This is a genomic window from Mesorhizobium sp. ISC11 (assembly GCF_037162595.1).
Taxonomy (GTDB): Bacteria; Pseudomonadota; Alphaproteobacteria; order Rhizobiales; family Rhizobiaceae; genus Mesorhizobium; species Mesorhizobium ciceri.
The window spans coordinates 188,157-213,623 of sequence record NZ_JAVSPW010000001.1 but is presented as its reverse complement, the minus strand read 5'-3'; the positions used below and the strand labels follow the sequence as shown (position 1 = coordinate 213,623).

Sequence of the window (25,467 nt, the reverse complement as noted above, 5' to 3'; positions counted from 1 at the left end):
TTATGATGGATCTCATCCAGCTAGCGGTTCCCGTCCTGCTCAAGGGCCTGTGGGTCACAGCGGCACTAACGTTCGTCTCGGTGCTGATCGGCTTCAATCTGGGCCTCGGTTTGGCGCTGATGCGGCTGTCGTCGAACCGCTTCCTGTCAGGCTTTGCCAAATATTATTCCAATGTCTTTCGCGGGACGCCACTGCTGGTGCAGATTTTCCTGTTCTATTACGGGCTTGGCCAACTTTCCCCGATCAAGGACAACGCAGCTTTGTGGTGGTTGATCAGCGACGGCGCGCGCTGCGCCGTGCTGGCGCTTGCGCTGAACACGGCTGCTTACACGTCGGAGATCCTGCGCGGCGGATTGATGTCGGTTCCGGTTGGCCTCGTCGAAGCGGCGCAGGCATGCGGCATGTCGCGCATGCTGCGGTTCCGGCGCATCGAGTTTCCGCTCGCCATCCGCCAGGCGCTGCCGGCCTATGGCAATGAGCTCATCCTGGTCGTCAAGGGGACCAGCCTTGCCTCGACGATCACGGTGCTCGAGATCACCGGCTACGCCAAGCGGCTGATGAGCCAGACCTTCGCAATCTTCGAGATCTTCGCCATTGCCGGCGTGCTCTACCTTGTGATCAATCTGCTGTTGATCGCCATCATCCGCGCCATAGAGCGTTTTCTCATGCGTCACGAGGCCTCCTCTGGCCGAGATCTGGCAGCGCCGCAACCAAATCGATCGACCGTGGGTTCGTGACGCTCCTGCTAAGATAGAGCGATCCGAGCGAGTAGTTTTCACGACGTCTCTGACTAAGATGCAATTTCATTGGACGCTGAATGCCCGAGATAAAAATGGGTGACCGATCGTCTCGCTTTAAATCACTGCTTCCTCGAGAAACGGCTCGTTGCGATCTATGCGCTCGTAACAGAACGGCGAAAGATCGAGCGTCTGGAAAGCCCCGTGAACGATAAGTTCTGAAACGGCCCGGCCCACGGCTGGCGACTGTTGCAGCCCGTGCCCCGAGAAGCCGTTGGCAAACATGAAATTGGTCACCTGCGGGTGGAAGCCGACGATGCCGTTGTGGTCGAGCATGTTGTACTCGTAGTGGCCGGTCCAACTGGTCTGGACCTTGAGTGCGTCGAAAGACGGAATGCGGTGCCAGAGTGCCGGCCAGATGTAGTCGTCGAACTCTTCATGGTGCATTTCAAAGTCGTCGTAGCCGGCCGGTCCGTCGCCTTGCGGCGTGTTGCCGGTGAGAAAAAGCTCGCCTTCGGGACGCACGAATGTTCCGGAAAGGTCGATGACATTGGGCATCCGGCCGGGGATCGGGTTGGCGCTGGCGAAGACGAAGCTGTAGCGCTTGTAGGGCGCGACCGGGATCGACAGGCCGGCCATGGCGGCCACCTGCTGAGCGCGCGGGCCCGCGGCGTTGACCAATGTTCCGCAGGCAACCGTCTGTCCGGTCGCGAGGCGCACCGAGATGACCCGCCCATCGGCGATATCCAGCCCTGTCACGGCATTGTCGATATACTCGACGCCGCTGGCGCGGGCTGCGCGGCGGAAACCGTTCATCAGCCCCACGGAATCGAACCAGCCCTCTTCCCTGGCCCCCCAGGAACCGCCACCGAGATCCTCCACATTGAGCCAGGGGAAGCGATCCTTCAGCGGGCCCGGCTCAAGAAACACCGTGTGGGCCCCAAAACTGCGCTGCAGATCGACGCGCTCGCGGGCCGCTTTGACGCCGTCGGGTGAACAGCAGTAAAGGTACCCATGCTCCTTGAAGCCGAGGTCGGGCGCCGGTTCGTCCTTGTAGAAAGGTGCCATACGCTCCTGAAATCCGCGGATGATCTCGATGCCGAACTGGCTGATCTTCACATTGATCGGATTGGAATATTGCTGCCGGATCGCACTGGTGGAGAGCGCCGTCGACGAGAATTCGTAGCTCGAGTCGCGTTCGACGACGAGGATCGAGGCGCCGCTGCCCAGCGCCTGGCTCAGCCAGTAGGCCGTGGACGAACCGATGACGGCGCCGCCGACGATGACGATGTCGTAGGCGGTCCGTGACGGCGCTTTGTACCGGGGGATCGGCATGGCTGTATCTCCGGTCTACCGATTGAACGAAGCGACCAAGGCATCCGAGCCCCGCGCCAGCAGGCCGAGGTCGGAACCAACGGCAACCATGGTGAAGCCGTCGGCGAGGTAGCGGTCGGCATCGGTCTTTGCGGGAGCCAGGATCCCGCTGGCCTTGCCTGCCGCCGTTGCCGCCTTGCGCACCGAGGCGATCGCTTCTTGAACGTGTGCGGCCCCGGGATTGCCCATCGCACCCATGTTGGTGGAAAGGTCGCCGGGCCCGACGAACAGAACGTCGACGCCGTCCACTGCCGCGATCTCGGCGGCATTGGCGACGCCTAATTCATCCTCGATCTGTACGGCGAGAAGCTGCTGCTCACGCGCCTTGGCGTGGTAACCGGCGATGCGACCGAAGCCGTTGGCACGGTGACCGACCGAGAAGCCGCGAAATCCACCAGGCGCATATGTCATGGCCGCGACAATGGCGCGGGCCTGATCGGCCGTCCGCACATTGGGGATCATCAGGCTGCGCGCACCGATATCCAAGGCCTGCTTGATCAGATTGGGATCGTCGGAAGGCAGCCTGACGACGGCCTCGCTGTCGAAGCCGCCCATGACCTGCAACTGGGCCATGATGCTGCGCAGATGATTGGGGCTATGCTCGCCATCGATCAGCAGCCAGCCGGCGCCGGAGCCCGCGACAATTTCCGTCGTCAGGGCGGAAGCCAGCGAGCACCAGATGCCGATATGGGCCCGGCCGGCCGACACGGCAGCCTTCAGCGTGTTGAGACGCTCTTGCATTTTGCGGTCGGTCTCCGATGAGCGATAGGACATTGAAATTTGTATGATGTCCTATATCATACGGCAATAATTTGCTGCAAGATGCAATACGCACCAACCTTCGTACGGGGTTCAAGAATGAAGATCGGGTTCATCGGGCTCGGTGTGATGGGAGCACCGATGGCGCACCATCTCGTCGGCGCGGGACATGAGATCTTCACGGTCCTGAACCGCTCCCCTCTGCCGAAGGACCTTAGGGCATCGGTCGTCGCCTCTCCGGGCGATGTGGCGCGGATGTCCGAGATCATCGTGACCATGCTGCCCGACACGCCAGATGTGGAGCGTGTCCTGCTTGGAGGAAACGGCGTCCTGGAGGGGCTGTCGGCCGATAAGCTGGTCATCGACATGAGCTCGATCAGCCCTATCGCCACTGCGGAATTCGCAGCGAAACTGCGGCAAGCGGGAGCCGGCTACCTCGACGCCCCGGTCTCGGGCGGTGAGGTCGGCGCCAAGGCGGCGAGCCTCACCATCATGGTCGGCGGGCCGACCGCAGAGTTCGAGCGCGCGCTGCCGATCTTTCGGACGCTGGGCAAGAACATCACCTTGATCGGCGAGCACAATGGCGCCGGCCAGACCTGCAAGATCGCAAATCAGATCATCGTCGCGCTCAACATAGAGGCCGTGGCGGAAGCGCTCGTCTTTGCCAGCAAGGCCGGTTGCGACGCGGCAAAGGTGCGCGCCGCGCTGATGGGCGGCTTTGCCTCGTCCCGCGTGCTGGAGGTGCATGGCGAGCGCATGATCGCCCGGACCTTCGCCCCGGGCTTTCGCATGCGGCTTCACCAGAAGGATCTCAACCTCGCGCTCGAAAGCGCCCGCGCGCTTGGCGTCTCGCTGCCGAACACCGCGATGGCGCAACAACTGATGAGCGCCTGCTCAGCCCGACCAGGCGGCGCGGAGGCCGACCACTCGTCCCTCGTCCAGGCGCTGGAGATCCTCAGCGGCCACGAACTGTCAAAAGAAAAGGAGTAAAACCGATGCGCGGAACCGGCAAGGCCGAGATCTTCGTGATGCTGGCCCATCCCGTGGCCCATGCCAAGAGCCCCGGCATATTCAACGAGATCTTCGAGCAGAAGGGCCTCGACAGCCTCATGGTGCCCTTGAGCTGCCGCCCGGAGGATTTCGAGGCCTTCTGGGCCGGCATTACGGCAGCCGAGAATATCAGGGGCGTGATCATCTCGGTGCCGTACAAGGTTGCGGTCTATCACAAATGCACCGCCGCTCACGACCGCGCCGCGAGGGTGCAGAGCGCCAATTCCGTGCGCCGGCTGCCCGATGGCAGCTGGTACGCCGACAATTTCGACGGCGTCGGCTTTATCGATGGCCTCAAGGCAGGCGGACATGAGATTGCCGGCCGCCGCATCCTTCAGGTCGGCGCCGGCGGCGCCGGCGCGTCCCTGGCCTATTGTCTCGCCGAAGCCGGTGCCGAGGAAATCCGCTTGGCCGACATCGATACCGGTCGCGCCGAAAAACTGGCGGCGCTGGTCGCGCAGGTCTTCCCGAAATGCCGCATCCAGGTTGGAGAGGCCGAGCCTTCCGGCATGCATATGGCGATCAACGCCACGCCGGTCGGCATGCACGCCGGCGACCCGCTGCCGCTGGATGTGAGCCGGCTGACCCCGGACATGACGGTCGTCGACATCATCATGGAGCCCGCCGAGACCCCCCTGCTAAAGGCGGCGAAAGAGATTGGCTGCCGCATTCAGCCGGGGCGCCCGATGATGGATTTCCAGGTCCGGGCCATGTCCGAATTCTTCGACATCGAAGGCAAGGGTCGCGGCAATGGCTGAGACATTGACGGCCGTCGTCATCGGCGGCACTTCCGGCATCGGACGCGCGATAGCGCTGCGCTTCGCCGAGGACGGCTACCATCTGGTGGTCGCCGGCAGGGATGCGGCACGGGGCGATGAGGCGGTTGGCGCCTGCGCGGCGGCCGGCGCACCGCGCGCGCTGTTTGTCCAGACCGATGTCTCCGAATCCGGCTCGGTGGAAGCGCTGGCGCAGGCCGTCAGCGACGCGTTCGGTGCCCCGCACGTCGTCGTCAATTGCGCCGGCATCCTGCAGAGTGGCAAGCACGTCCTCGACCAGGATCTGGACGAAGACGAGAGGATGTGGCGAGTGAACTATCGCGGCACCTTGCTGGGTTGCCAGGTGTTCGGTCGGCTGATGTCGGCTGCCGGGCGAGGCGCGATCCTGAACGTCGGCTCGCTTGCCTCCTTCGCGCCGCTGTCCCTGCCCGCCTACACGCCCGGAAAGCATGCCGTCCTGGCCTTGACCCAGATCCTGGCCGCCGAGCTCGGTCCGCACGGCGTACGCGTCAATGCGGTGGCACCCGGCTACACGCTTTCGGACGGGCTGAAAGCCAGGATCGCCAAGGGTGAGCGCAACCCCGAAGCCATCCAGGCGACCACCGCGCTGCGCCGCTTCGTCGAGCCGCGCGACGTTGCCGAGGCCGCACTGTTCCTCTGCTCCGACCGGGCCGCATCGATAACCGGCGTCACCCTGCCCGTCGACGCCGGCTGGCTCATTCAGGCGCCCTACGCACAATATCTGCAGGGAAACCCCATCCGCCAGACGCCGGCAATCTGACCCATCCGGCGGAGGCCGGAAATCTGACCCCACCGGCGGAGGCCGGAAATTTGACCCAAGGACAATCCAATGAGTGACATCAAGCGCTTCGACTTCGACACCCGCATCCACCACGGGGTCATCCACAATGGCACCCTCTACCTCACCGGCCAGGTCGCAAAGCCGGGTCAGTCCGCAGCCGACCAGATGCGCGAGGCGCTTGGCAAGGTCGACGTCCTGCTTGCCAAGGCCGGTACGGACAAGACACGTATCCTTCACGTGCAGATGTGGCTGGACGACATCAGGGATTTCGACGAGGTCAACACGGTCTGGGACGGATGGATGCCGAAGGAGCATGCACCCGCGCGCTCTTCCGGCGAAGGACGGATGGCCAAGCCTGGAATGCTGGTCGAGCTGATCGTCACCGCGGCGGTTTGAATGGCCTTGCCGGTTCGGGCATCATCGCGAATCTGGCTAAGGGGAGACTGATGACGAAGCGCAAACCGCTTTCCACTGTCGTGGCGGAGAGTCTGTCCGAAAAGATCCGTTCCGGATCTCTGCTTCCCGGCGCGCAATTGCCGACCGAGGCGGAGCTTTGTGCCGAGTACGACGTCAGCCGGACGGTGGTGCGGGAAGCGGTGGCGCGATTGCGCTCCGAAGGGATGGTGGTGCCGCAGCAGGGCCGCGGCATGTTCGTCAGCGAAACGCCGGCGCCGCGCAATTTCTCGATACCGGACGAGGCGCTGAGGACCTTGCCGGAAACCATTGCCCTGCTCGAACTGAGATTGAGTGTGGAAGTGGAGTCCGCCGGGCTATGCGCGGAACGGCGCACCGATGCGGAGGCGAGTGGAATCCGAACCCTGATGGAACAGGTCGACGCCCAGCAAGCGGATCCCGCTGTGGTCCAGATCCACTATGACTATGATTTCCATCTGGCGATCGCCAAAGCCGCGCGCAACGAATTCATCCACGGCTTTCTGAGCTATCTCAGGCCGATGATCGTTCCGCGCTTTCAACTGGGCTACGTGGTCACGCCGGCGCTCAAGGACAGCTACTACGCACGCATTCACAACGAGCACAAAACCATCGTGGACGCCATCGAAAGGCAGGACGGTCGTGCTGCTCGCCAGGCCATGCGCAAGCATCTGCACAACAGCCTCGGGCGTGTGCGCGCTTTGGCACGGGCTTCGGGCGTCGCGGCGACAGAGGCAGAGCATCAGGCGGCTGCGGCCTCGCTCTTTACCGATATGAAAAGACCTGTTTCGACCGGCGGATAGGCCCCGGCTTCGATCACCCAGGCATTCGCACTCACTCAAATTAGCCACGTATTGCGAAAGCCATGTTTTTGCTCCGCCAGCTGACCTGAACCGTTTCCCACAGGCTGAGAACATCGTTTTCCCGTCGTTTCCTTCGGTTTTCAGCCTCGGCGCCGAGGTCACCACCTGTCCAGGTTTCGGGCGGGAGAAGAGAATTCGAAAGTTTATCTTTCCTTTTTGCTGGTTTTCTTGGTTTCGCGGCATCGGCCCAGGCCGCAGACTGAAATCAGGCAATCAGGGAAGCCAACGTGACGACAGCCTTCATCACAGGTGCAACAAGCGGCATAGGGCGGGCCATGGCGATCGCACTGAGCGACGCCGGCTACGATGTCTATGCGGTCGGGCGCAGCCAGGCCGCGCTCAAGGCGTTGCAGGCCGAGCGATCCGGCATCGTGCCCATCGCCGTCGACGTGACCGATCGCGAGGCGCTGGAAGCTGTTCTGGCGGATCTGACCATCGACGTGCTGATCAATAATGCCGGGATCATGCCACCGTTGGGCAATTTCGCCGACATGAAAATCTCCGACATCGACACCACGCTGGAGGTCAACCTCAGCGCGGCAATCCTGCTTACCCGCCTCGTCGTTCCGCAGATGCGCGAGCGGCAGGCTGGCCACATCCTGTTCACCGGCTCCACCGCGGGCCACGCGGCATATTCCAACATTGCCGTCTATTCGGCCACCAAAGCGGCGATATCAGGCTTTGCCGCCGCGTTGCGCGCCGACCTCTCCCCATCAGGCGTCCGTGTCACCGAGATCGTCGCCGGCCGTGTCGAGACGCAGCTCTACCAGGACATCCTCGACGCAAAGGCGCGCGCGGCCATGTACGCCAGCAAAGTGGTGCAGCCGGATGACGTGGCCAGAATGGTGGTCGCGGTACTCGGCCTGCCCGCATGGGCCGACGTTACCCGTTTCGACATCATGCCGACATGGCCAACCTCGCCAAGCGGCACCAAGTAAGGAAAAACTGGAATGAAGGATCTTTCCGTTCTGATCGTAGGCGGCGGCGCTGGCCTCGGCGCGCTTTTGGCCAGGATGGCTGTAGAGGCCGGGGCTGCAAAGATCGGCATCATCGACATCAACCAGGACGCCGCCGAAGCCGCTCTCGCACCGGCAAAGGCCAACGGCCTGCCGACCGCGGCCGCCCTGTGCGACATCCAGGTCGGCCCTCAGTGCCACGCCGCCTTCGACGCCATCGTTTCGAAGCTCGGGCGTATCGACACGCTGATCAATTGCGCCGCGATCTACCCTCGCCGCCCGCTCCTCGAGATCAGCGACGCCGATTGGGATGCCTCCAATGGCATCAACATCAAGGGCACTTATCACATGATGGTGGCAGCCGTTCGCCACATGCAATCGCAGGAGCCGAAGAGCCATGTGCGTGGCCGGATCGTCAACCTGACCTCTGTCGATGCCTTCAAGGCGCATCCGCAGAACGCCCACTATGCGGCAACCAAGGCCGCCGTGGTCAGCCTGACGCGCTCCTTTGCCCATGACGTCGCAAAACACGGGATCCTGGTCAATTCGGTGGCCCCCGCAGGCATGGCCACGGAGCGGGCCAAAGCCCTCGGCTTCCTCGAGGAACTGGCCAAGGCGAGCCCGCTGGGTCGTGGCGCCGAGCCTGCGGAGGTTGCCGAGTGGGTTCTCATGACCGGCGGCCCCAAGAATACCTACATGACGGGAGAAAATGTAATCGTTTCAGGTGGTTATATATACGCCTGAGCTATTTTCGCGCGCCGGCGGCGCTGAATTGTCCAACAGGAACGCAAGCGAAAGGAGGTGGAATAGACGATGACCGGCAAGCTTCGCCTTCCCTCGCTGAATGCGCTTCGCGTCTTCCACGCCGTCGCGCAGCACAAGAGCTTTCGGCAGGCGGCGGATGAATTGCTGGTCACGCCGCAGGCCGTCGGACAGCAGATCAAGCTACTGGAGGACACGCTTCAGGTGACACTGTTCGAACGCAAGGGGCGGTCGGTCGAATTGACCGAGTCTGCCATCCTTCTCTCGCACTATGTCAAAGCTGGGTTCGATGAATTTTCCGAAGGTGTTCGCCGCGTCACCAAGTCGAATTACCGGGACCGCATCAACCTGAATGCGAGCCCCTATTTCGCGACCCACTATTTGCTGCCTCGCCTATCTCTGTTCCGGGAGATATTGCCCGGTGCGGATCTGCGCCTGACGACGATGGTCGATCTGCCCGATTTCGGACGCGACGACATCGATATGACCGTCCAGTGGGGCTACGGCAATTGGCCGGACTACGAGACCATACTGCTGGTGCCTGATCCGAAGGTCATCTGCTGCACTCCGGCCATCGGCGAGAGCATCAAGTCGGCGCAGGACCTGACGTTGTTCACGTTGCTGGACACCGTCAAGTCGAAGCGCCTTTGGCCAGACATTTTACGCCACCTTGCCATCGAGCAGACGGACGGCAACCGAAGCATCAGCTTCGACGATGCCGCGACCATGCGCCGTGCAACCCTGCAAGGCATCGGCGTCGGTCTCGTCTCCGTCATCGACGCCGAGGAAGATTTGAGGTCGGGCGCGCTGGTCGCGCCGGTCGGGCGCGACGCCCTTGCCGATATGCGGCCGGAAGAAGTTCCTGGATTCTACCTGATCGTCCCGCGCGGGCACCTGCGCGTGAAGGCGGTCGCCGCCCTTCACCGATGGCTCGCCCAGCAGGACTGGGGCAGCGATCTGAAGATTTCCTCCGTGCCGAAACCGACCCCGCTTTCCGACTAGGAGCGGCTTTGAGACCGAGCTCCGAAAGAGAACTTTTGGGCCTCCAACAACAAGAAACCAAACAACCTCAACAGTGGAGACGGAACATGAAGACGATGAAATGGGGGGCCGCAGCCATGGCCCTTGGACTTGTGCATTTTGCAGCGCCGGCAGAAGCCGCCGGCGGCAAGACGCTGGAAGCCGTCAAGGCGCGCGGCGTGCTCAACTGCACCGGCCATGACGGGTCTTACCTCGGCTTCGCCGAAGTTGACGACAAGGGCAACTGGAAGGGCATGGACATCGATCTCTGCCGGGCGGTGGCCACGGCCGTGCTCGGCGACCCGGCAAAACTGAAGGTCGTTCCGATCAGCTGGGCGCAGCGCTGGCCGTCCCTGCAATCGGGCGATGTCGACATCATCATCAAGGCGTCGGGCGGCACGCTCAGCCGCGACACCGAGCTCGGGCTGCAATTTTCCATGTCCTATTACCTCGGAACGACCAAGGTGATGGCGCACAAGGAGCTAAACCTCAAGTCGCTCAAGGATGCGGCCGGCGGCACGATCTGCATTCCCGCCGGCACGTCGCAGGAACAGCAGGTCGCGGCCTATACGGCCAAGCTTGGCATCAAGCTCGAACCCGTGCTCATCGAAAAGACCGAGGAGCTCGAGCAGGCCTATTTCTCCGGACGCTGCGATCTCTATGCGCAGTGGGGCCCGACGCTCGCCATTGCGCGCATCGCCAAGAGCAAGGTCGACGACCATGTCATCCTGCCCGACGTGCTCGCCGTCGAGCCTGAAGTCATGATCATGCGCCAAGGCGACGACAATTGGGTTGACATCGCCAACTGGACGCTGAGCACGCTGATCTTCGCCGAGCAGGAAGGCATCACCTCCAAGAACGTCGACGAGGTCAAGGCCAAGCCGACCTCGCCGCAAGTCGCCAAGTTCCTCGGCGTCACGCCAGGCATGGGCAAGGGTCTCGGTCTCGATGATGACTGGGCCTACAAGGTGATCAAGAACGTCGGCAATTACGGCGAAATCTTCGAGCGCGACCTCGGCAAGGACTCGCCCTACAAGATGGACCGCGAGCTGACCAACCTTTGGAACAATGGCGGTGTCCTGTTCCCGCTGGTGATCGACTGATCCGTCCTTAACTCACCCGCTCCAGGCCCCGCCCGGCACAGCCGGGCGGGGTCGGCGACAATTCGGCAAGGATCTTTGGATGGTCAGCCTGCTGAGAAATCAAAAGGTCCGCAACGCGCTGTTGCAGGTCCTCTATGTCGGCTCGATCGCCGCGATGGTGCTTGCCGGCATCGTGATCGCCCGCCGCAACCTGGCTGATCAGGGGATCACCTCCGGATTCGACTTTCTGTTCAAGTCGACGGGTTGGGATGTGAATTTCTCGCTGCTGCCCGCCACGGCCAATGATCCCTATTGGTGGTACTTCCTCATCGGCATCATCAACACGCTGTTCCTGGGGAGCGTCGGCCTGATACTGGCGACGATCGTGGGAACGATCGTCGGTCTGGCGCGGACGTCTTCGAACGATTTGGCGCGGCTGCTCGGCCGTACCTATGTGGACATCTTCCGCAACATTCCGCTGATCCTCCAGGTTTTCTTCTGGTATGCGATCATCACGCACCTGCCGACGCCGCGCAGCGCGCACGAAGCCTGGGGCTTCCTGCTCACCAGCCGAGGACTCTACATCCCATTCCCGAACGTCGGCAGTGCCGCGTTTGCCGCAGCCACAGTGGCTGTGATCGCGGCCATCGTGCTGCCGGCCTGGCTGGGCAGGACGTCGCTCCTTGCCCAGCCGATCGGCCAGCGGCGCACCATCCAGTTTGCCGCCGCCGCAGCGGCACTGGCCTGCGCGACCATCATTCTGGCTCTCGGACGTCTGCCGGATACGCCGCTGCTGGACTTCCCTGCCCTGCAAGGCCTCAATCTGAGAGGCGGCCTGCGTATCCCTCCGGAGTTCGCCACCCTCGCCATCGCCATCGCCATCTATGGCGGCTCCTACATTGCGGAGATCGTGCGCGGAGGCTTCAAATCTGTCGGCACCGGCCAGGTCGAGGCAGCCCTTTCCTTGGGCCTTAGTCCCTGGCGGGTCTTCACGCTGGTGCGGCTGCCGCTGGCGCTGCGTGCCATGCTGCCGATCCTTGCCAATCAGTATGTCTGGCTGATGAAGGCGACGACGATGGGCATCGCCGTGGGTTTCACCGACTTCTTCATGATTGTGGCGCTGACGATCAACCATTCCGGGCAAACACTCGAAGCGATCGGCATCCTGATGGCGGGCTTCCTCGCCATCAACCTCAGCCTTGCCGCCGTCTTCAACCGCATCAACAAGGCAATTGCCCTCAAGGGCAATCAACTGAGGGGCTGAGAGATGGAGATGGTCATTGTCGCTCCACCCGCTCCCGGCAGGCTTGAGGATCTGAGGCGACGCTTCTTCGCGACGCCGCTTCAGGCGGTGGTGTCGCTGGCCTGTCTGACGATCATGGTCTTCCTGGTCTGGAAGCTGCTGAATTGGGCGGTTTTCTCGGCTGTCTTCACCACCAGCGGCGGGCCGGAAGCCTGCCAGGCGGCAGCGGGAGCCTGCTGGTCGGTCATCGCAGCGAGATGGCGGATCATCTTCTTCGGCCTCTATCCCTACGAGGAACAATGGCGCTCGGCGCTGGCCTGCGTCGCCGTTGTGGTGATGACGGTGCTAAGCTGTATCCCGGCGTTCTGGACGGGCCGCCGGATCGCGCTGGTATGGGGAGCCGGAACAGGCCTTTTCTACCTATTGATGAAAGGCGGCGTGCTTGGCCTTGCCCATGTGGGCGAGGAAGCCTGGGGCGGGCTGGCGCTGACCCTGTTCATCTTCGTGACCACCTGCCTGATCGGTTTCCCCTTGGCGATCTGCCTGGCCTTGCTGCGCCGGTCGGAGCTGCCCTGGATTTCGCGGACCACCGGCCTCATCATCGACGGGGTCCGGTCGCTTCCGCTGATATCGATCCTCTTCACCTTTGCAGTGGTTCTGCCGTTCGCGCTGCCGCAATGGCTCCAGGGCGACAAGCTTTACCGCGTGATCCTCGGCTCCGCTCTGTTCTTCTCCGCCTATCAGGCTGAGATCGTGAGAGGCGGCATGCAGGGCGTTGCGACAGGACAGGAGGAGGCTGCCATGGCGCTCGGCATGCGCTATTGGCAACGCATCAGCCGCATCCTCCTGCCTCAGGCCATGCGCAACGCAATGCCGGCCACGATCAACCAGTTCGTCATCTCGTTCAAGGAGACCTCGCTGGTGGTCATCGTCGGTTTCTTCGAGATCCTGGCTTCCGGCAATGCCGCCTATGGCACCGGCGAATGGCGCTTCGCCTATGTCGAAGTCTATGCCTTCATCGCCTTCATCTACTTCATCTTCGTCTTCAGCCTATCCCGCTATGGCGCCTTTCTCGAGCGCCGCATGTCGGTCAGCGAACGGTAAGGAGGCGTGCAGGTGATCTCAACCAATTCGACCGGTGAGCCGGCGCTCCGCATCGAAAACCTCGACAAATACTACGGCACGTTCCAAGCACTGCGCGGGATAAACCTTTCCGTACAACGGGGCGAAAAAATCGTCGTCTGCGGACCCTCCGGCTCCGGCAAATCGACGATGATCCGCTGCATCAACCGCCTCGAACAGCACAATGGCGGCCGCATCGCGGTGCTCGGGACCGAGCTCAACGACGATGTCGGCAATATCGACGAGATCAGGCGTGAAGTCGGCATGGTGTTCCAGCACTTCAACCTGTTCCCGCACATGACGGTGCTGGAGAACTGCATGATCTCCCCGATGATCGTGCGCAAGCAGCCGCGGGCGCAAGCCGAGGCAACCGCCCGCCACTACCTGGAGAAGGTGCGCATTCCCGAGCAGGCCATGAAATATCCCAGCCAATTGTCCGGCGGTCAGCAGCAGCGCGTCGCCATTGCACGCGCTCTTTGCATGCAGCCGCAGATCATGCTGTTCGACGAACCGACCTCGGCGCTCGATCCGGAAATGGTTTCCGAAGTGCTTGACGTCATGGTCACGCTTGCCTCGGAAGGCATGACGATGATCTGCGTGACGCATGAAATGGGCTTTGCGCGTCGCGTGGCGGACCGGGTGCTTTTCATGGACGGCGGCGAGATCCTCGAAGAAGCGCCTCCGGACGAGTTCTTCACCTCTTCCCGCAACGAGCGCACTCGACAATTCCTGTCGCAGGTGCTGGGTCATTGATTGGAAAGCAACGATCCGGGACGTGTCGCACGGCACGCCCTCAGCTAACTCGGGTAAATCAATGACCGATCCCGCCACCGCGCTGCACGAGATTCTCGGGCCGAAAGGCTGGCTTTCGGGCCGGGGTGCCGAGCCCTACCGGCGCGATTGGCTCAATCGCTACGGCGTCGCACCTCTGGGCGTTGCCAGGCCCGCGAATACGTCGGAGGTTGCCAGTGTCGTCAAACTATGTCGCGAGGCAGGGCTGGCGGTGGTGCCACAGGGCGGGAACACCGGGCTTTGCGGCGCCGCCGTCGCCGAGCAGCCGAATGCGGTGATCGTCTCGCTATCACGCATGACGGCGATCGGGAAGCCGGATCTGGACAGCGGATCGATCGTCGTCGAGGCGGGTGTCGTGCTGGCAACGCTGCACGAGACGCTGGAACCGAATGGCCTGATGTTTCCAATGCGTCTGGGCGCCGAAGGCAGCGCCAGGATCGGCGGCCTGATCGGCACCAATGCCGGCGGCAGCCAGGCTTTCCGATACGGCATGATGCAGGATCTCGTCCTGGGTCTCGAAGTCGTGACGCCTGATGGCGGGATTTGGGACGGACTGCGCGCGGTGCAGAAGGACAATGCCGGCTATCAACTGCGCAAGCTGTTCTGTGGCGCTGAGGGCACGCTCGGCATCGTCACGCGCGCGATCCTGCGGCTCTACCCCAAGCCTCGGCAGCAAGCGAGCGCCCTTCTGGTCCTGCCCGACTTTGCCGCCGCCGTTTCGTTCGGCGCCTTCCTGCGCGGCGAGGCCGGGGAATTCCTGACTGGCCTCGAGTTCTTCTCCGATGTGGGCCTGCGATTGGCGCTCAAGCACGTGCCCGACCTTGCCTACCAACTGGAGACACGGGGCGGTGTCTATCTGCTGGTCGAACTGGCATCGGGGTCGTCACGCGTTCCCCTGGACGAGATCCTGGCGTCAGCGCTGGAATGGGGCATGGAACAGAGCCTGGTTAGCGACGGCGCGCTGGCGGCGACAGGCGCGCATCGGGCACAATTCTGGCGGCTGCGCGAGGAGCAACCGGAGGGACAAAGGCTGGAAGGCGAGCAACTCAAGCACGACATCTCCGTCCCTCCAGGTGCAATCGCCCGTTTCGTCGAGGCTGGCGCGAAGATCTGCGGCGGCATTCTTCCCGGTGTGCGGATAAACCCGTTCGGGCACCTCGGCGACGGAAACATCCATTACAATTTGTCTCCGCCGGAAGGTCGTGCCGATTTCGACGGCAAGGCCGAGCTGTTCGCCGAAGCGCTGTCATCTCTTGCCACTCAGATGGGTGGCAGCTTTGCCGCCGAGCATGGGCTTGGCCGGGCAAAGGTGGTCATGGCCGACCGCAATCGCGGCCTGGTGGAGCGAGAGCTCATGGCGCGGCTCAAAGGCGCGTTCGATCCGCTGGGCACGATGAACCCGGACGTCCTGGTGCGCGCCTCTCGGGAAAGAAAAACTTTCGAATAGACGGCATTTCTTGGTTTCGTCTCGATGCGCCAGCGTGCACGTATGAATCCGAAAGGCAGGCTCGATCCGCTTGCCGCCTGAATGAAGGATGTCGCAGCATGATCCGCAATGGCGGTCGCCTTCTTGTCGAATGCCTGATCGCGCTCGGCGCGACCAAGAGTTTCGGTGTGCCGGGCGAAAGCTATCTGGCCGTGCTGGACGCGCTGCACGACACTCGTGGAAAGCTGGACTACGTGCTGTGCCGCAACGAGGGCGGTGCGGCATTCATGGCCTCGGCCTATGGCAAGCTGACGGGTTCGCCGGGCATCTGCTTCGTGACGCGCGGACCGGGTGTCGCCAATGCGTCCATCGGCGTGCACACGGCGATGCAGGACAGTTCGCCGATGATCCTGTTCGTCGGCCAGGTCGGCACCGACATGCGCGGCCGCGAAGCGTTTCAGGAAATCGACTACCGCGCGGTGTTCGGCACGATGGCGAAATGGGCGGTGGAGATCGACGCTGTCGAGCGCCTGCCGGAAATCATTGCCCGGGCCTGGACCACGGCGCTCACCGGGCGGCCCGGCCCGGTGGTGATCGCCCTGCCCGAGAACATGCTGACGACGCCGACCGATGTCGCGGCGCTCAGCGGGCCTGCCAGGGTGTTCGAGGCCGCGGCCGATGCCGATGCGCTGGCCGAGGCCCGGTCCATGCTGGCCGCCTCCAGCAGACCGGTCATCCTGATCGGCGGCGCCAACTGGTCAGCTGACGGGCGTGCCGTGCTCCAGGCTTTCGCCGAAACCTCCGACATTCCGGTGGTCGCGGCGTTCCGCTTCCAGGATCAGTTCGACAATGGCTCACCGGTCTTCGTCGGCGAGGCCGGTGTCGGCATGGTCCCGCATGTCAAGAAGCTGATCCGGGACGCCGATGTGATCCTGGCGATCAATGTGCGCTTCGGCGAGATGACCACGGATGGCTACACGCTGCTGTCCGTGCCCCAGCCGAAGCAGAAGCTGATCCATGTCCACGCTTCGGATCGCGAGATCGGCAAGATCTATGTGCCGGCGCTTGGCATCCATGCCGGGCCGAACGCCTTCGCCAAGGCGCTCTCGCCGGTCAAGGGCGACTGGGGCGCGTGGCGGTCGCAGGCACGCCAAAGCTATGAGGGCACGTTCACCGCGCCTGCCCAGCCGGGCCCGGTCGACATGGTCGAAGTCAGCCGCTGGCTGCGCGAAACGCTGCCCGACGACGTCATCCTGACCAACGGCGCCGGCAATTTCACCGTGTGGCCAAACAAGTTCTTCAAATTCGGGCCAAAGGCGCGGCTGCTTGCACCGCAATCCGGCGCCATGGGCTACGGCCTGCCGGCGGCCATCGCGGCCAAAGTGGCCTTTCCCTCACGCACGGTGGTCTGCTTTGCCGGTGACGGCGATTTCCAGATGAACTGCCAGGAGTTGGGGACGGCGATGCAGGCCGGGGCGCAGCCGATCGTCCTCATCCTGAACAACGGCATCTACGGGACCATCCGCGCGCATCAGGAGCGGCACTATCCGGCGCGCGTGTCGGGAACGAACATCGAGAACCCGGATTTCGTCGGCATCGCCCGGGCCTATGGCTTCCACGCCGAGCGGGTCGGCGCGACCAGCGATTTCGCCGGCGCTTTCGGCAGGGCGCTGGCATCCGCGACCGGCGCGGTCCTGGAGCTGGATATTTCCCCGGAGGCGATCACGCCGCGTCAAACCCTTTCCCAAATGCGCGACGCAGCGCTCGCTTCGCATAAGGCCAACGCATGACCAGTACGGCAAATGACATCCGTCTCGGCGCGGATATCGGCGGCACGTTCACCGATATTGTGGTCGATGTGCGCGGCACGATCTTTTCGACCAAGATCCTGACCAACTATGCCGCCCCCGAACAGGCTATCCTCGACGGGATCGAGATTGTCGTGCGCGACGCCGGCATTACGCTGGCGGACCTCGACATCGTCATTCACGGCACCACGCTGGCGACCAACGCGCTCATCGAACGGCGTGGCGCCAAGACGGCATTGGTCACCACCGAAGGGTTTCGCGATGTCATCGAGATGCGCACGGAAAACCGGTTCGAACAGTATGATCTGAACCTGAAGCTGCCGCCGCCGCTGATCCCGCGCGAGCATCGCTATACGGTCAAGGGGCGCATCGGCGCGGACGGAAAGGAATTGCAGCCGCTGGACGAAGCAGCGCTCGACGAGATCGCCGACAGCATCGCCGCGGGCGGCTTCGGCGCCGTCGCCATCGGCTTCATCCATTCCTACATGAACCCGGTGCATGAGCAGCGGGCACGCGCGATCCTCGCCAGAAAGCTGGACATACCGATTTCCATCAGCGCTGAGGTCTCGCCGCAGATGCGCGAGTTCGAACGCTTCAACACGGTTTGCGCCAATGCCTATGTCCGGCCGCAGATGGCCGACTATCTGGTGCGCCTCCAGGTGCGGCTGAAGGAGATGGGGGCGAACTGTCCGGTGTTCATGATCCACTCGGGCGGCGGACTGATCTCGGTGGAAACCGCGTCCGAATTTCCGGTGCGCCTGGTCGAGTCCGGTCCGGCCGGCGGTGCCATTTTTGCGGCCGACGTGGCGCGGCGCTTCGACCTGGACTCCGTCGTCTCCTACGACATGGGCGGAACGACCGCGAAGATCTGCCTGATCGAGGACTATTCGCCGCGCACGGCGCGGACCTTCGAGGTCGCCCGCACCTATCGCTTCTGCAAAGGCTCCGGCATGCCGATCTCGATCCCGGTCATCGAAATGATCGAGATCGGCGCCGGCGGCGGCTCGATCGCCTGGGTCGACGCCATGGGCCGCATCCAGACCGGCCCGGAAAGTGCCGGGTCCGAACCCGGTCCCGCCTGCTACGGGCGTGGCGGCAGCCGCCCAGCCATCACCGATGCCGACCTGGTGCTGGGCAAGCTCGATCCCGACAATTTCGCCGGCGGCGCCATCAGGCTCGACACGCAGGCTTCCGAGCAGGCGATCACCCGCGATGTCGGCACCCGGCTTTCGCTCAATTCCGTTTCCGCCGCTTTCGGCATCTGCGAGGTCGTCGACGAGAATATGGCCAATGCCGCCCGCGTCCACGCGGTGGAGAACGGCAAGAACATCTCCGACAATGTCATGATCGCCTTTGGCGGTGCAGCGCCCCTGCATGCGGCGCGGCTGTGCGAGAAGCTTGGCGTCGAACAGTGCCTTGTCCCGCAAGGCGCCGGCGTCGGCTCGGCCATCGGTTTCCTCAAGGCGCCGTTCGGCTACGAGGCGCTGGCTTCCAAGCTGATGCGGCTGTCGCGCTTCGATGCATGCGAGGTGAATGCGCTGCTCGACGGGCTGAAGACGACTGCCGAGAGCTTCGTGCGAGCCGGCACTAACAATGCCATCACCCGCGAGATCACCGCCTTCATGCGCTATGCCGGCCAGGGTTGGGAAATCCCGGTGCCGCTGCCCGACAGGGCGTTCAAGCCCGGCGATGAGGTGAGCCTCAAGGACGCCTTCCGGGACAATTATGCGCGCTTCTTCGGCCGTGCCATTGATGGCCTCGACGGATTGGAAATCGAGATCGTCACCTGGTCGGTCAAGGCGCAGGACGTGCGGCCGGCGCCCGCAAGGCACGAGATCACCATGGGGACCAGGACCGTCGCCGCTTCGCAAACGCGCGAGGTTTTCGATCCGGCGACCGGAACCGTGCAGGTTTCAGCCATCATCGAACGCGCCGACCTTTCGCCAGGGGATCGCATCAGCGGTCCGGCGGTGATCGTCGAGCGTGAGACGTCGACGGTCGTCACCACTCTCTTCGATGCCGCGCTACAGAGCGACGGTTCGATCCTCCTGATCCGCAAAGGGGTCCAGGCATGAGCGACATCTTGGAAATCCGCATGCAGGTGATGTGGAATCGCCTGATTTCGGTGGTCGAGGAGCAGGCGCTGACCCTGTTGCGTACGGCCTTCTCCACGTCGGTGCGTGAATCGGGCGACCTGTCGGCCGGCGTGTTCAATCCGCGCGGCGAGATGCTGGCGCAGGCCGTGACCGGTACGCCCGGGCATGTGAACACCATGGCCGAGGCCGTGCTGCAGTTCATGAACGAGATCCCGCGCGAGGAGATGTACGAGGGCGACACCTATGTCACCAACGATCCCTGGAAAGGCACCGGCCATCTCCATGACATCACCATGGTCTCGCCCTCGTTCCTGAACGGCGAACTGGTGGCATTCTTCGCCTGCACCGCGCACGTGGTCGATGTTGGCGGACGTGGCTTCGGCGCCGATGGCAAGTCAGTCTACGAGGAAGGGATCCAGATCCCGATCATGAAGTTCGCCGAGCGCGGCAAGGTGAACTTCGATCTGGTGAAGATCCTGCGCGCCAATGTGCGCGAGCCGAACCAGGTCGTCGGCGACTTCTATTCGCTGGCCGCCTGCAACGAGGTCGGCCATCGCCGCCTGGTCGACATGATGAAGGAGATCGGCCTGGCATCGCTGGACAGGCTGGGAGAGTTCATCTTCACGCGCACGCATGACGCGACGCTGGAGCGCATCAAGGCGCTGCCGAAAGGCACCTGGTCGAACGAGTTGGTGACCGACGGCTACGATACGCCGGTCAAGCTGGTGGCAGCTGTCTCGATTGAGGACGACCATTTGAATGTCGATTTCTCCGGCACCGATCCGACAAGCCGATGGGGCATCAACGTTCCGATCATCTACAGCAAGGCCTATGCCTGCTACGCCCTGAAATGCGTCGTGGCGCCGGAGATCCCGAACAATGCGGCCTCGCTTGCTCTGTTCACTATATCGTCGCCGACCAACATCCTGAACGCCCCGCGGCCGGCGCCGGTCTCCCTGCGGCACGTCATCGGCCATATGGTGCCCGATCTGGTGCTGGGCGCGCTGGCCAAGGCGCTGCCGGGCCAGATCCTTGCCGAAGGGGCGGCGGCACTGTGGAACATCCACATCTCGGTCAGGCCGGTCGCCGGGAGCGATGGACGCCGCGCCGAGGTGCTGATGTTCAATTCCGGCGGCATGGGGGCCCGCCCGACGTTGGACGGGCTGTCCGCCACCGCCTTTCCGTCCGGTGTCCATACCATGCCGATCGAGGCGACCGAGCACACCGGGCCGATCGTCATCTGGCGCAAGGAACTGCGTCCCGATTCCGGCGGCGACGGGGAATTTCGCGGCGGCCTCGGCCAGATCCTCGAAATCGCGGCCACTGAAGGCCACGAGTTCGATTTTTCCGCCATGTTCGACCGGGTCAGGCATCCAGCCAAGGGGCGCGATGGCGGCAAGGACGGAACCGCCGGCATCGTCAGGCTCGACGATGGCACGCTGATGCGCCCCAAGGGCTGGCAGCACGTTCCGGAAGGGCGTCGCCTGGTGCTGGAACTTCCTGGCGGTGGCGGCTATGGCGATCCCTCCAGGCGCAGTACGGAGGCGCGGGCACAGGACGTGTCCAGGGGCTATATTTCGGAGAAAAGCCGATGAGCTACATTTCCTCGCGCCTGTCCGTGGTCAAGCCGTCGGCTTCGATGGCCGCCTCGCAGGCGGCCAAGGCGCTACGGGCCAAAGGCGTCGACGTCATCGACCTTGGCCTTGGCGAACCTGATTTTCCGACGCCTGCCCACATCATCGAAGCGGCCTATGCAGCCGCCAAAGCGGGCCAGACCCTCTACACCGCCGCAGCCGGCTCGCCGGAAGTGCGCGAGGCCGTGGCCGGGAAGTTCAGGCGCGAGAACGGACTGGACTACACGGCCGACGACATCGTCGTGGCCAACGGCGCCAAGCAGATCATCTTCAACGCGCTGATGGCGACGCTGGAACCCGGCGACGAGGCCATCCTGCCCGCGCCCTATTTCGTCTCCTATCCTGAGATGGTGAAGCTGCTAGGCGGCACGCCCGTCACGGTCGAATGCAGGGAAAGCGGCGGCTTCAGGCTGACGCCCGAACTCTTGGAAAAGGCGATCGGGCCGAGAACCAAGTGGCTGTTCCTGAACATGCCCGGCAATCCATCCGGAGCGGTCTACTCGGCCGACGATCTCAAGGCGCTTGGCGCTGTCCTTGCCAGGCATCCGCAGGTGCTCATCCTGTCGGACGAGATCTATGAGCACATCATCTTCGATAACCGCGAATTCGTATCCTTCGGCAAGGCCTGCCCTGACCTCAAGGACCGAAGCCTCATCGTCAACGGCGTGGCCAAGGCCTATGCGATGACCGGCTGGCGTGTCGGTTATGCAGCCGGCCCGGCACCACTCGTCAAGGCGATGTCGATCATCCAGAGCCAGTCGGTCACTTCGGTCTGCTCGATTGCCCAGGCGGCGACGGTCGCCGCACTGAACGGCCCGCAGGACGAGGTGGCTCGTTTCCGCGATGCATTCGAGGCGCGCAGGAACCTGGTCGTCGATGGCATAAGGCGCATCAACGGCCTGACGCTGCCGCCGCCGGAAGGAGCTTTCTATGCCTATATCGGTTGCGCCAGCCTGATCGGCCGCAGGACCCCAAAAGGTGTCATGCTGGAGGACGATACGGCGGTGGCGACCTATCTTCTGAACGAAGGCCGCGTGGCCTCGGTGCCGGGCACTGCCTACGGACTTTCACCCTATTTTCGTATCTCCACCGCCACCAGCGAGGAGGTGCTTGTCGAGGCGATCGCGCGGATCAACGCCGCCGTCGCGCAAGTGGAGTAGACCATGCCGCATTACGAACGCATCCTGATCACCGGCGCCGCCGGCCGGCTTGGCTCGGAACTGCGAAAGGGGCTGGTGCCGCTGGCAAAAACGATCCGCCTTGCGGGTCGCGAACCGTTCGGCGATCTTGCTCCTCACGAGGAAGAAGCGGTCTTCGATCTCGCCGACATGGAGGCGACAATCGCGGCCACCAAGGACTGCGACGCGATCGTGCATTTCGGCGGTGCGCCGCTTGAATGCGAATGGCAAACGATCCTGGATTCCAGCATTCGCGGATCCTACCATATCTACGAAGGCGCCCGGAAACACGGCGTGAAGCGGATTATCTATGCTTCCTCGGTGCATGCCATCGGCTATCATGAAGTCGAAGCCCATATCGGCGTCGATGCGCCGGTGCGCCCCGACAGCCTCTACGGCGTGTCGAAGAATTTCGTCGAAAGCCTGAGCCGGCTCTACTGGGACAAGTTCGGCATCGAGACGGCTTGCCTGCGTATCTTCTCGTCCTTTCCCGAACCGGCCGACCGACGCATGCTGTGGTCGTATCTTTCCTTCGCCGACTGCGTTCGTCTGGTCGAAGCAGCACTGACGGCGCCGCGCGTCGGGCACACAATCTCGTTCGGCATATCCGACAACAAGCTGAAAATGGTCGACAACAGCGGCGCCAACCATCTGGGGTTCATCCCGCAAGACAGCGCCGAGCCATTCCGCGCAGCGGTCGAGGCGAAGACGCAGATTCCGGATCCCAAGGCGCCATCGGTGAAGTATCTGGGCGGGTGGTTCTGCGAGCTTGGCCATCCGGACGACAAGCGGGCGTAACTATCAAAACCAATCCGCTAGATGGCGAAGACGAAACATCCACCAACACCCCTACGGCTCCCTGCAATTCACGGCGACAGCCGGATAATGATCATGAAGCGCTTCCGGGACGTTCAGGCCAGGGCGACACCGGCGATCGTGCAAGACCGTAGGCTCCGGCGATCACCCCCATGCCTCCGATGTGCTTCTGGGGTTCGGTGACGTCTGCCATGTAGGCTTCCCCGATCACCTGTTCTGATGCAGGATCGTCTCGGCAGCAATGAAGCCCCAGGTTCCCGGCAGGGATTCGCATCTGGAAGAAGAATCCCGAGTCTTTGCGCCATAGATACGTCGCCCGCTCCAGGTGTGCGTTTCTGGATAAAGGGCGATAATTACACAATATAATAAAAGACTTAGGTAATGGTGGGCCCGGAGGGACTCGAACCCCCAACCAAGCGGTTATGAGCCGCCGGCTCTAACCATTGAGCTACAGGCCCCACGCGGGCTGGATTAATGTTTTTCGCATCGCGGCACAAGGCTTTCCCGACGGGCTTCCCCAGATCGCCCAAATCAACCCATAATCGCGCTCTACGCGACGTCTGCGACTTGATCGCAGACCAAGGAGATTTTCATGACCAGACATCTTTTGCCTCTCGCGCTCGCCGCTGCAATCGCTTTTCCGGCGATGGCTGGAGCCACCGATCTGCCGACGCCGCCCCGCATCATCGTGTCGGGCGAAGGCGAAGCAACCGTGGCCCCCGATCTGGCGGTCCTGACGCTGAGCGTCATGCGCGAGGCCAAGACCGCGCGCGCCGCGCTCGACGCCAACAATGACGCCATGGCCGCCGTGATCGCGGCGATGAAGTCCGCCGGCATCAAGGACCGGGACCTGCAGACCGCCGGCATCCAGATCAACCCGCGCTACAACTACACCAACAAGCCGGACGGCAGCCAGGAAGCCGAACTCGTCGCCTATCAGGTGACCAACACGCTTTCGGTGCGGGTGCGCGATGTCGACAAGACCGGCGAGATCCTCGACAAGGCGGTGTCGCTCGGCGTCAACCAGGGTGGCGGCATCGCCTTCACCAATGACAACCCGGCAGCCACGGTCACCGAGGCGCGCAAGAAGGCGGTCGCCAACGCCATGGCCAAGGCCAAGACGCTGGCCGAGGCCGCAGGCGCCAGCCTCGGCCGGGTGCTCGAGATATCAGATCAGAACATTGCGCCGGCGCCGATGCCGATCAACGCCAAGGCCTTCGATGCCGCGGCGGGTGGCGCGGCTCCCGTGCAGGCCGGCGAGAATTCCTACAATGTCCAGGTGACCGTCACCTTCGAACTGAAGTAAGCGGCTCTGAGGATCCGTGGCTGGTCTTGCCCAGCCACCGATGCATCACCAGCCAATAGCACGCATGAAAAACCCCGCGGGATTGCTCCCGCGGGGTTTTTCGAGCCACACCCTTCAACCGGAAAGGGGCTCCGCTAGTCCCAGCTGATCTTGCTAAAGATCATGCTGCCAGGCTGACCCTCAAAGAGGGTCGGCCTTAATTGTCGAACCTCAGCGATAGATAACCGGGCAGCCGCGCTCATTGGCGAACACCACCACGACACGGTCGCCGTCCTGGCGGCCCGCCACCTTCACCGTACGACGGTTGACGTCGACGATGCGGACACGGTGGAGACCCATGCGTTCGGCCTTGTCGAGGGCGCGGTCCGGCGAACAGCCACGGCGCCAGTCGCCGCGGCGTTCATCACGGCGATGGCGATAACCGTCGTCACCGGTATAGACGCCGAAACGCGGGTCGTTGTTGTTGCCGAAGCCGAGATAGAGGCTGTCGGCGTGGGCGGGAACGGCCGCCAGCGTGCCGAGACCGACCAGGGCCGAAAGGGCTGCCGTCTTGATCGTGTTGAACATCGTCTTCTCTCCTTTTTGCGGGCCTTCGCCCGTCCTCGTGAACCGATGGGGGGAGAATGCGCTTGCCTGTCTGAACTCTTTACGAACCTGCCGTTCATCTCCGGTTCATATGGCGGGAAGAAGGAAGTTCCGGCCATTCGCCACCGTCCCCAGCCCTTGGTGAAGGCCGGAATGCCTGACTCGGCGCCCTATTCCGAGCCCGCGGATTGGCCGGAAGTCGTGGAACGTAAGGCTGTTGCTCGCCGCCGCTGGTCCTACGGCTCCTCGTCCAGCACATAGTCAAAATAGTCTTCCGGCTCGGCAAGATCGGTTTCACTCGCTTTGACCCGGCCGCGCATCGAGATGCCGGCTTCATGCACGGTCTCGGCGCTGCCAGACACCAGCCGGTGCCACCAGTAGAGGTCGCGGCCCTCGGCAACCAGCCGATAGGCACAGGTACTGGGCAGCCAACTGATGGTTCGCACATTCTGCGGCGTCAGCCCGACGCAGTCGGGAACGCGCGCCAGCCGGTTGGCGTAGTCCGAACAGCGGCAGGTCTCGGCGTCGAACAGCCGACAGCCGACGCTGGTCCAGTAGATCTCGCCAGTGTCCTCGTCCTCAAGCTTTGACAGGCAGCATTTACCGCAGCCGTCGCACAGCGATTCCCACTCGGCCGGGCTCATCGCCTCCAGCGCCTTGGTTTTCCAGAATGGCGTTTCCATTTCCCGGATGTGGCCCCGGCCGCGGGCAAGGTCAAGCGCGGCAATGGTCGCAATTGCGGCTATCGCCAGGTGAATGACATGAAGTTGCCTTCAAAAGGTCGGTCAATCGCCCCGTACGGCCTCTATCCGTGCCAGACTGGAACCAATCGGCACAAGATCGGTTTC

General features: G+C 63.1%; 24 protein-coding genes and 1 tRNA gene. 20 read left to right on the top strand and 5 right to left on the bottom strand.

Going from position 1 to position 25,467, the window contains the following annotated elements; genetic code table 11:
- The first annotated feature begins 5 nt into the window (after window positions 1-5).
- Window positions 6-737 (top strand): ABC transporter permease, encoded by a 732-nt coding sequence (locus tag RPF88_RS01120; protein ID WP_337123835.1) that lies wholly within the window; start codon window positions 6-8, stop codon window positions 735-737.
- 117 nt (window positions 738-854) lie between these two features.
- On the opposite strand, the gene RPF88_RS01115 is transcribed toward RPF88_RS01120, so the two are convergent.
- Complete coding sequence (locus RPF88_RS01115) at window positions 855-2,072, bottom strand: NAD(P)/FAD-dependent oxidoreductase (protein WP_013530410.1); 1,218 nt, start codon at window positions 2,070-2,072, stop codon at window positions 855-857.
- Window positions 2,073-2,087: 15 nt separating this feature from the next.
- On the bottom strand, window positions 2,088-2,852 hold the full coding sequence (locus tag RPF88_RS01110; RefSeq protein WP_337121546.1) for an HpcH/HpaI aldolase family protein: 765 nt from the start codon (window positions 2,850-2,852) through the stop codon (window positions 2,088-2,090).
- 117 nt (window positions 2,853-2,969) lie between these two features.
- Between RPF88_RS01110 and RPF88_RS01105 the strand changes: the two genes are divergently transcribed.
- The 18 genes from RPF88_RS01105 (at window position 2,970) to RPF88_RS01020 (ending at window position 22,710) form a co-directional block, all read left to right on the top strand.
- Window positions 2,970-3,860, top strand: coding sequence for a 2-hydroxy-3-oxopropionate reductase (locus RPF88_RS01105; RefSeq protein ID WP_337121545.1), 891 nt, complete (start codon window positions 2,970-2,972; stop codon window positions 3,858-3,860).
- A 5-nt stretch (window positions 3,861-3,865) separates the two neighbouring features.
- Complete coding sequence (locus tag RPF88_RS01100) at window positions 3,866-4,678, top strand: shikimate dehydrogenase family protein (protein ID WP_013530407.1); 813 nt, start codon at window positions 3,866-3,868, stop codon at window positions 4,676-4,678.
- On the top strand, window positions 4,671-5,477 hold the full coding sequence (locus RPF88_RS01095) for an SDR family NAD(P)-dependent oxidoreductase (RefSeq protein ID WP_337121544.1): 807 nt from the start codon (window positions 4,671-4,673) through the stop codon (window positions 5,475-5,477). Before RPF88_RS01100 ends, RPF88_RS01095 begins: the two co-directional genes overlap by 8 nt.
- A gap of 69 nt (window positions 5,478-5,546) precedes the next feature.
- The gene (locus RPF88_RS01090; RefSeq protein WP_013530405.1) at window positions 5,547-5,894 is read left to right on the top strand and encodes a RidA family protein; all 348 of its coding nucleotides are present in this window, start codon (window positions 5,547-5,549) and stop codon (window positions 5,892-5,894) included.
- Window positions 5,895-5,944: 50 nt separating this feature from the next.
- Window positions 5,945-6,733 (top strand): FadR/GntR family transcriptional regulator, encoded by a 789-nt coding sequence (locus RPF88_RS01085; protein ID WP_337121543.1) that lies wholly within the window; start codon window positions 5,945-5,947, stop codon window positions 6,731-6,733.
- A 287-nt stretch (window positions 6,734-7,020) separates the two neighbouring features.
- Window positions 7,021-7,731: an SDR family oxidoreductase gene (locus tag RPF88_RS01080; RefSeq protein WP_013530403.1), complete on the top strand. Its 711-nt coding sequence runs from the start codon at window positions 7,021-7,023 to the stop codon at window positions 7,729-7,731.
- A 12-nt stretch (window positions 7,732-7,743) separates the two neighbouring features.
- The gene (locus RPF88_RS01075) at window positions 7,744-8,493 is read left to right on the top strand and encodes an SDR family NAD(P)-dependent oxidoreductase (RefSeq protein ID WP_337121542.1); all 750 of its coding nucleotides are present in this window, start codon (window positions 7,744-7,746) and stop codon (window positions 8,491-8,493) included.
- 69 nt (window positions 8,494-8,562) lie between these two features.
- Complete coding sequence (locus RPF88_RS01070; protein WP_013530401.1) at window positions 8,563-9,513, top strand: LysR substrate-binding domain-containing protein; 951 nt, start codon at window positions 8,563-8,565, stop codon at window positions 9,511-9,513.
- 86 nt (window positions 9,514-9,599) lie between these two features.
- Window positions 9,600-10,634 (top strand): amino acid ABC transporter substrate-binding protein, encoded by a 1,035-nt coding sequence (locus RPF88_RS01065; protein ID WP_013530400.1) that lies wholly within the window; start codon window positions 9,600-9,602, stop codon window positions 10,632-10,634.
- A 79-nt stretch (window positions 10,635-10,713) separates the two neighbouring features.
- Window positions 10,714-11,877, top strand: a complete 1,164-nt coding sequence (locus tag RPF88_RS01060) for an ABC transporter permease subunit (RefSeq protein ID WP_013530399.1) — start codon at window positions 10,714-10,716, stop codon at window positions 11,875-11,877.
- Window positions 11,878-11,880: 3 nt separating this feature from the next.
- Entirely contained in the window at window positions 11,881-12,960 is a 1,080-nt protein-coding gene (locus tag RPF88_RS01055) for an amino acid ABC transporter permease (protein ID WP_337121541.1), read from the top strand.
- Between the two features lie 12 nt (window positions 12,961-12,972).
- Complete coding sequence (locus RPF88_RS01050; RefSeq protein WP_027161621.1) at window positions 12,973-13,731, top strand: amino acid ABC transporter ATP-binding protein; 759 nt, start codon at window positions 12,973-12,975, stop codon at window positions 13,729-13,731.
- Window positions 13,732-13,792: 61 nt separating this feature from the next.
- On the top strand, window positions 13,793-15,217 hold the full coding sequence (locus RPF88_RS01045; RefSeq protein ID WP_337121540.1) for an FAD-binding oxidoreductase: 1,425 nt from the start codon (window positions 13,793-13,795) through the stop codon (window positions 15,215-15,217).
- Window positions 15,218-15,315: 98 nt separating this feature from the next.
- On the top strand, window positions 15,316-16,986 hold the full coding sequence (locus tag RPF88_RS01040) for a thiamine pyrophosphate-binding protein (RefSeq protein WP_127367401.1): 1,671 nt from the start codon (window positions 15,316-15,318) through the stop codon (window positions 16,984-16,986).
- Window positions 16,983-19,079: a hydantoinase/oxoprolinase family protein gene (locus RPF88_RS01035; protein ID WP_024503264.1), complete on the top strand. Its 2,097-nt coding sequence runs from the start codon at window positions 16,983-16,985 to the stop codon at window positions 19,077-19,079. Before RPF88_RS01040 ends, RPF88_RS01035 begins: the two co-directional genes overlap by 4 nt.
- Complete coding sequence (locus tag RPF88_RS01030; protein ID WP_063172740.1) at window positions 19,076-20,695, top strand: hydantoinase B/oxoprolinase family protein; 1,620 nt, start codon at window positions 19,076-19,078, stop codon at window positions 20,693-20,695. Before RPF88_RS01035 ends, RPF88_RS01030 begins: the two co-directional genes overlap by 4 nt.
- Window positions 20,692-21,894: a pyridoxal phosphate-dependent aminotransferase gene (locus RPF88_RS01025; protein ID WP_337121538.1), complete on the top strand. Its 1,203-nt coding sequence runs from the start codon at window positions 20,692-20,694 to the stop codon at window positions 21,892-21,894. The genes RPF88_RS01030 and RPF88_RS01025 overlap by 4 nt, the downstream gene beginning before the upstream one ends.
- Window positions 21,895-21,897: 3 nt before the next feature.
- Window positions 21,898-22,710 (top strand): NAD-dependent epimerase/dehydratase family protein, encoded by an 813-nt coding sequence (locus RPF88_RS01020; protein ID WP_127368980.1) that lies wholly within the window; start codon window positions 21,898-21,900, stop codon window positions 22,708-22,710.
- Window positions 22,711-23,110: 400 nt separating this feature from the next.
- Here RPF88_RS01020 and RPF88_RS01015 read toward each other — a convergent pair.
- Window positions 23,111-23,186, bottom strand: a tRNA-Ile gene (locus RPF88_RS01015).
- Window positions 23,187-23,320: 134 nt separating this feature from the next.
- Here RPF88_RS01015 and RPF88_RS01010 point away from each other — a divergent pair.
- Complete coding sequence (locus RPF88_RS01010; RefSeq protein WP_013530175.1) at window positions 23,321-24,034, top strand: SIMPL domain-containing protein; 714 nt, start codon at window positions 23,321-23,323, stop codon at window positions 24,032-24,034.
- Window positions 24,035-24,244: 210 nt separating this feature from the next.
- On the opposite strand, the gene RPF88_RS01005 is transcribed toward RPF88_RS01010, so the two are convergent.
- The gene (locus RPF88_RS01005) at window positions 24,245-24,601 is read right to left on the bottom strand and encodes a hypothetical protein (RefSeq protein ID WP_013530174.1); all 357 of its coding nucleotides are present in this window, start codon (window positions 24,599-24,601) and stop codon (window positions 24,245-24,247) included.
- A gap of 254 nt (window positions 24,602-24,855) precedes the next feature.
- The gene (locus tag RPF88_RS01000) at window positions 24,856-25,302 is read right to left on the bottom strand and encodes a YcgN family cysteine cluster protein (RefSeq protein WP_013530173.1); all 447 of its coding nucleotides are present in this window, start codon (window positions 25,300-25,302) and stop codon (window positions 24,856-24,858) included.
- Between the last annotated feature and the right edge of the window lie 165 nt (window positions 25,303-25,467).

What these genes read in the sequence shown, in the direction of transcription:
- RPF88_RS01120 (WP_337123835.1), top strand. Translation starts at nt 6, where the DNA reads ATGGATCTCATCCAGCTAGCGGTTCCCGTCCTGCTCAAGGGCCTGTGG.
- RPF88_RS01115 (WP_013530410.1), bottom strand. Translation starts at nt 2,072, where the DNA reads ATGCCGATCCCCCGGTACAAAGCGCCGTCACGGACCGCCTACGACATC.
- RPF88_RS01110 (WP_337121546.1), bottom strand. Translation starts at nt 2,852, where the DNA reads ATGCAAGAGCGTCTCAACACGCTGAAGGCTGCCGTGTCGGCCGGCCGG.
- RPF88_RS01105 (WP_337121545.1), top strand. Translation starts at nt 2,970, where the DNA reads ATGAAGATCGGGTTCATCGGGCTCGGTGTGATGGGAGCACCGATGGCG.
- RPF88_RS01100 (WP_013530407.1), top strand. Translation starts at nt 3,866, where the DNA reads ATGCGCGGAACCGGCAAGGCCGAGATCTTCGTGATGCTGGCCCATCCC.
- RPF88_RS01095 (WP_337121544.1), top strand. Translation starts at nt 4,671, where the DNA reads ATGGCTGAGACATTGACGGCCGTCGTCATCGGCGGCACTTCCGGCATC.
- RPF88_RS01090 (WP_013530405.1), top strand. Translation starts at nt 5,547, where the DNA reads ATGAGTGACATCAAGCGCTTCGACTTCGACACCCGCATCCACCACGGG.
- RPF88_RS01085 (WP_337121543.1), top strand. Translation starts at nt 5,945, where the DNA reads ATGACGAAGCGCAAACCGCTTTCCACTGTCGTGGCGGAGAGTCTGTCC.
- RPF88_RS01075 (WP_337121542.1), top strand. Translation starts at nt 7,744, where the DNA reads ATGAAGGATCTTTCCGTTCTGATCGTAGGCGGCGGCGCTGGCCTCGGC.
- RPF88_RS01070 (WP_013530401.1), top strand. Translation starts at nt 8,563, where the DNA reads ATGACCGGCAAGCTTCGCCTTCCCTCGCTGAATGCGCTTCGCGTCTTC.
- RPF88_RS01065 (WP_013530400.1), top strand. Translation starts at nt 9,600, where the DNA reads ATGAAGACGATGAAATGGGGGGCCGCAGCCATGGCCCTTGGACTTGTG.
- RPF88_RS01060 (WP_013530399.1), top strand. Translation starts at nt 10,714, where the DNA reads ATGGTCAGCCTGCTGAGAAATCAAAAGGTCCGCAACGCGCTGTTGCAG.
- RPF88_RS01055 (WP_337121541.1), top strand. Translation starts at nt 11,881, where the DNA reads ATGGAGATGGTCATTGTCGCTCCACCCGCTCCCGGCAGGCTTGAGGAT.
- RPF88_RS01045 (WP_337121540.1), top strand. Translation starts at nt 13,793, where the DNA reads ATGACCGATCCCGCCACCGCGCTGCACGAGATTCTCGGGCCGAAAGGC.
- RPF88_RS01040 (WP_127367401.1), top strand. Translation starts at nt 15,316, where the DNA reads ATGATCCGCAATGGCGGTCGCCTTCTTGTCGAATGCCTGATCGCGCTC.
- RPF88_RS01035 (WP_024503264.1), top strand. Translation starts at nt 16,983, where the DNA reads ATGACCAGTACGGCAAATGACATCCGTCTCGGCGCGGATATCGGCGGC.
- RPF88_RS01030 (WP_063172740.1), top strand. Translation starts at nt 19,076, where the DNA reads ATGAGCGACATCTTGGAAATCCGCATGCAGGTGATGTGGAATCGCCTG.
- RPF88_RS01025 (WP_337121538.1), top strand. Translation starts at nt 20,692, where the DNA reads ATGAGCTACATTTCCTCGCGCCTGTCCGTGGTCAAGCCGTCGGCTTCG.
- RPF88_RS01020 (WP_127368980.1), top strand. Translation starts at nt 21,898, where the DNA reads ATGCCGCATTACGAACGCATCCTGATCACCGGCGCCGCCGGCCGGCTT.
- RPF88_RS01010 (WP_013530175.1), top strand. Translation starts at nt 23,321, where the DNA reads ATGACCAGACATCTTTTGCCTCTCGCGCTCGCCGCTGCAATCGCTTTT.
- RPF88_RS01005 (WP_013530174.1), bottom strand. Translation starts at nt 24,601, where the DNA reads ATGTTCAACACGATCAAGACGGCAGCCCTTTCGGCCCTGGTCGGTCTC.
- RPF88_RS01000 (WP_013530173.1), bottom strand. Translation starts at nt 25,302, where the DNA reads ATGGAAACGCCATTCTGGAAAACCAAGGCGCTGGAGGCGATGAGCCCG.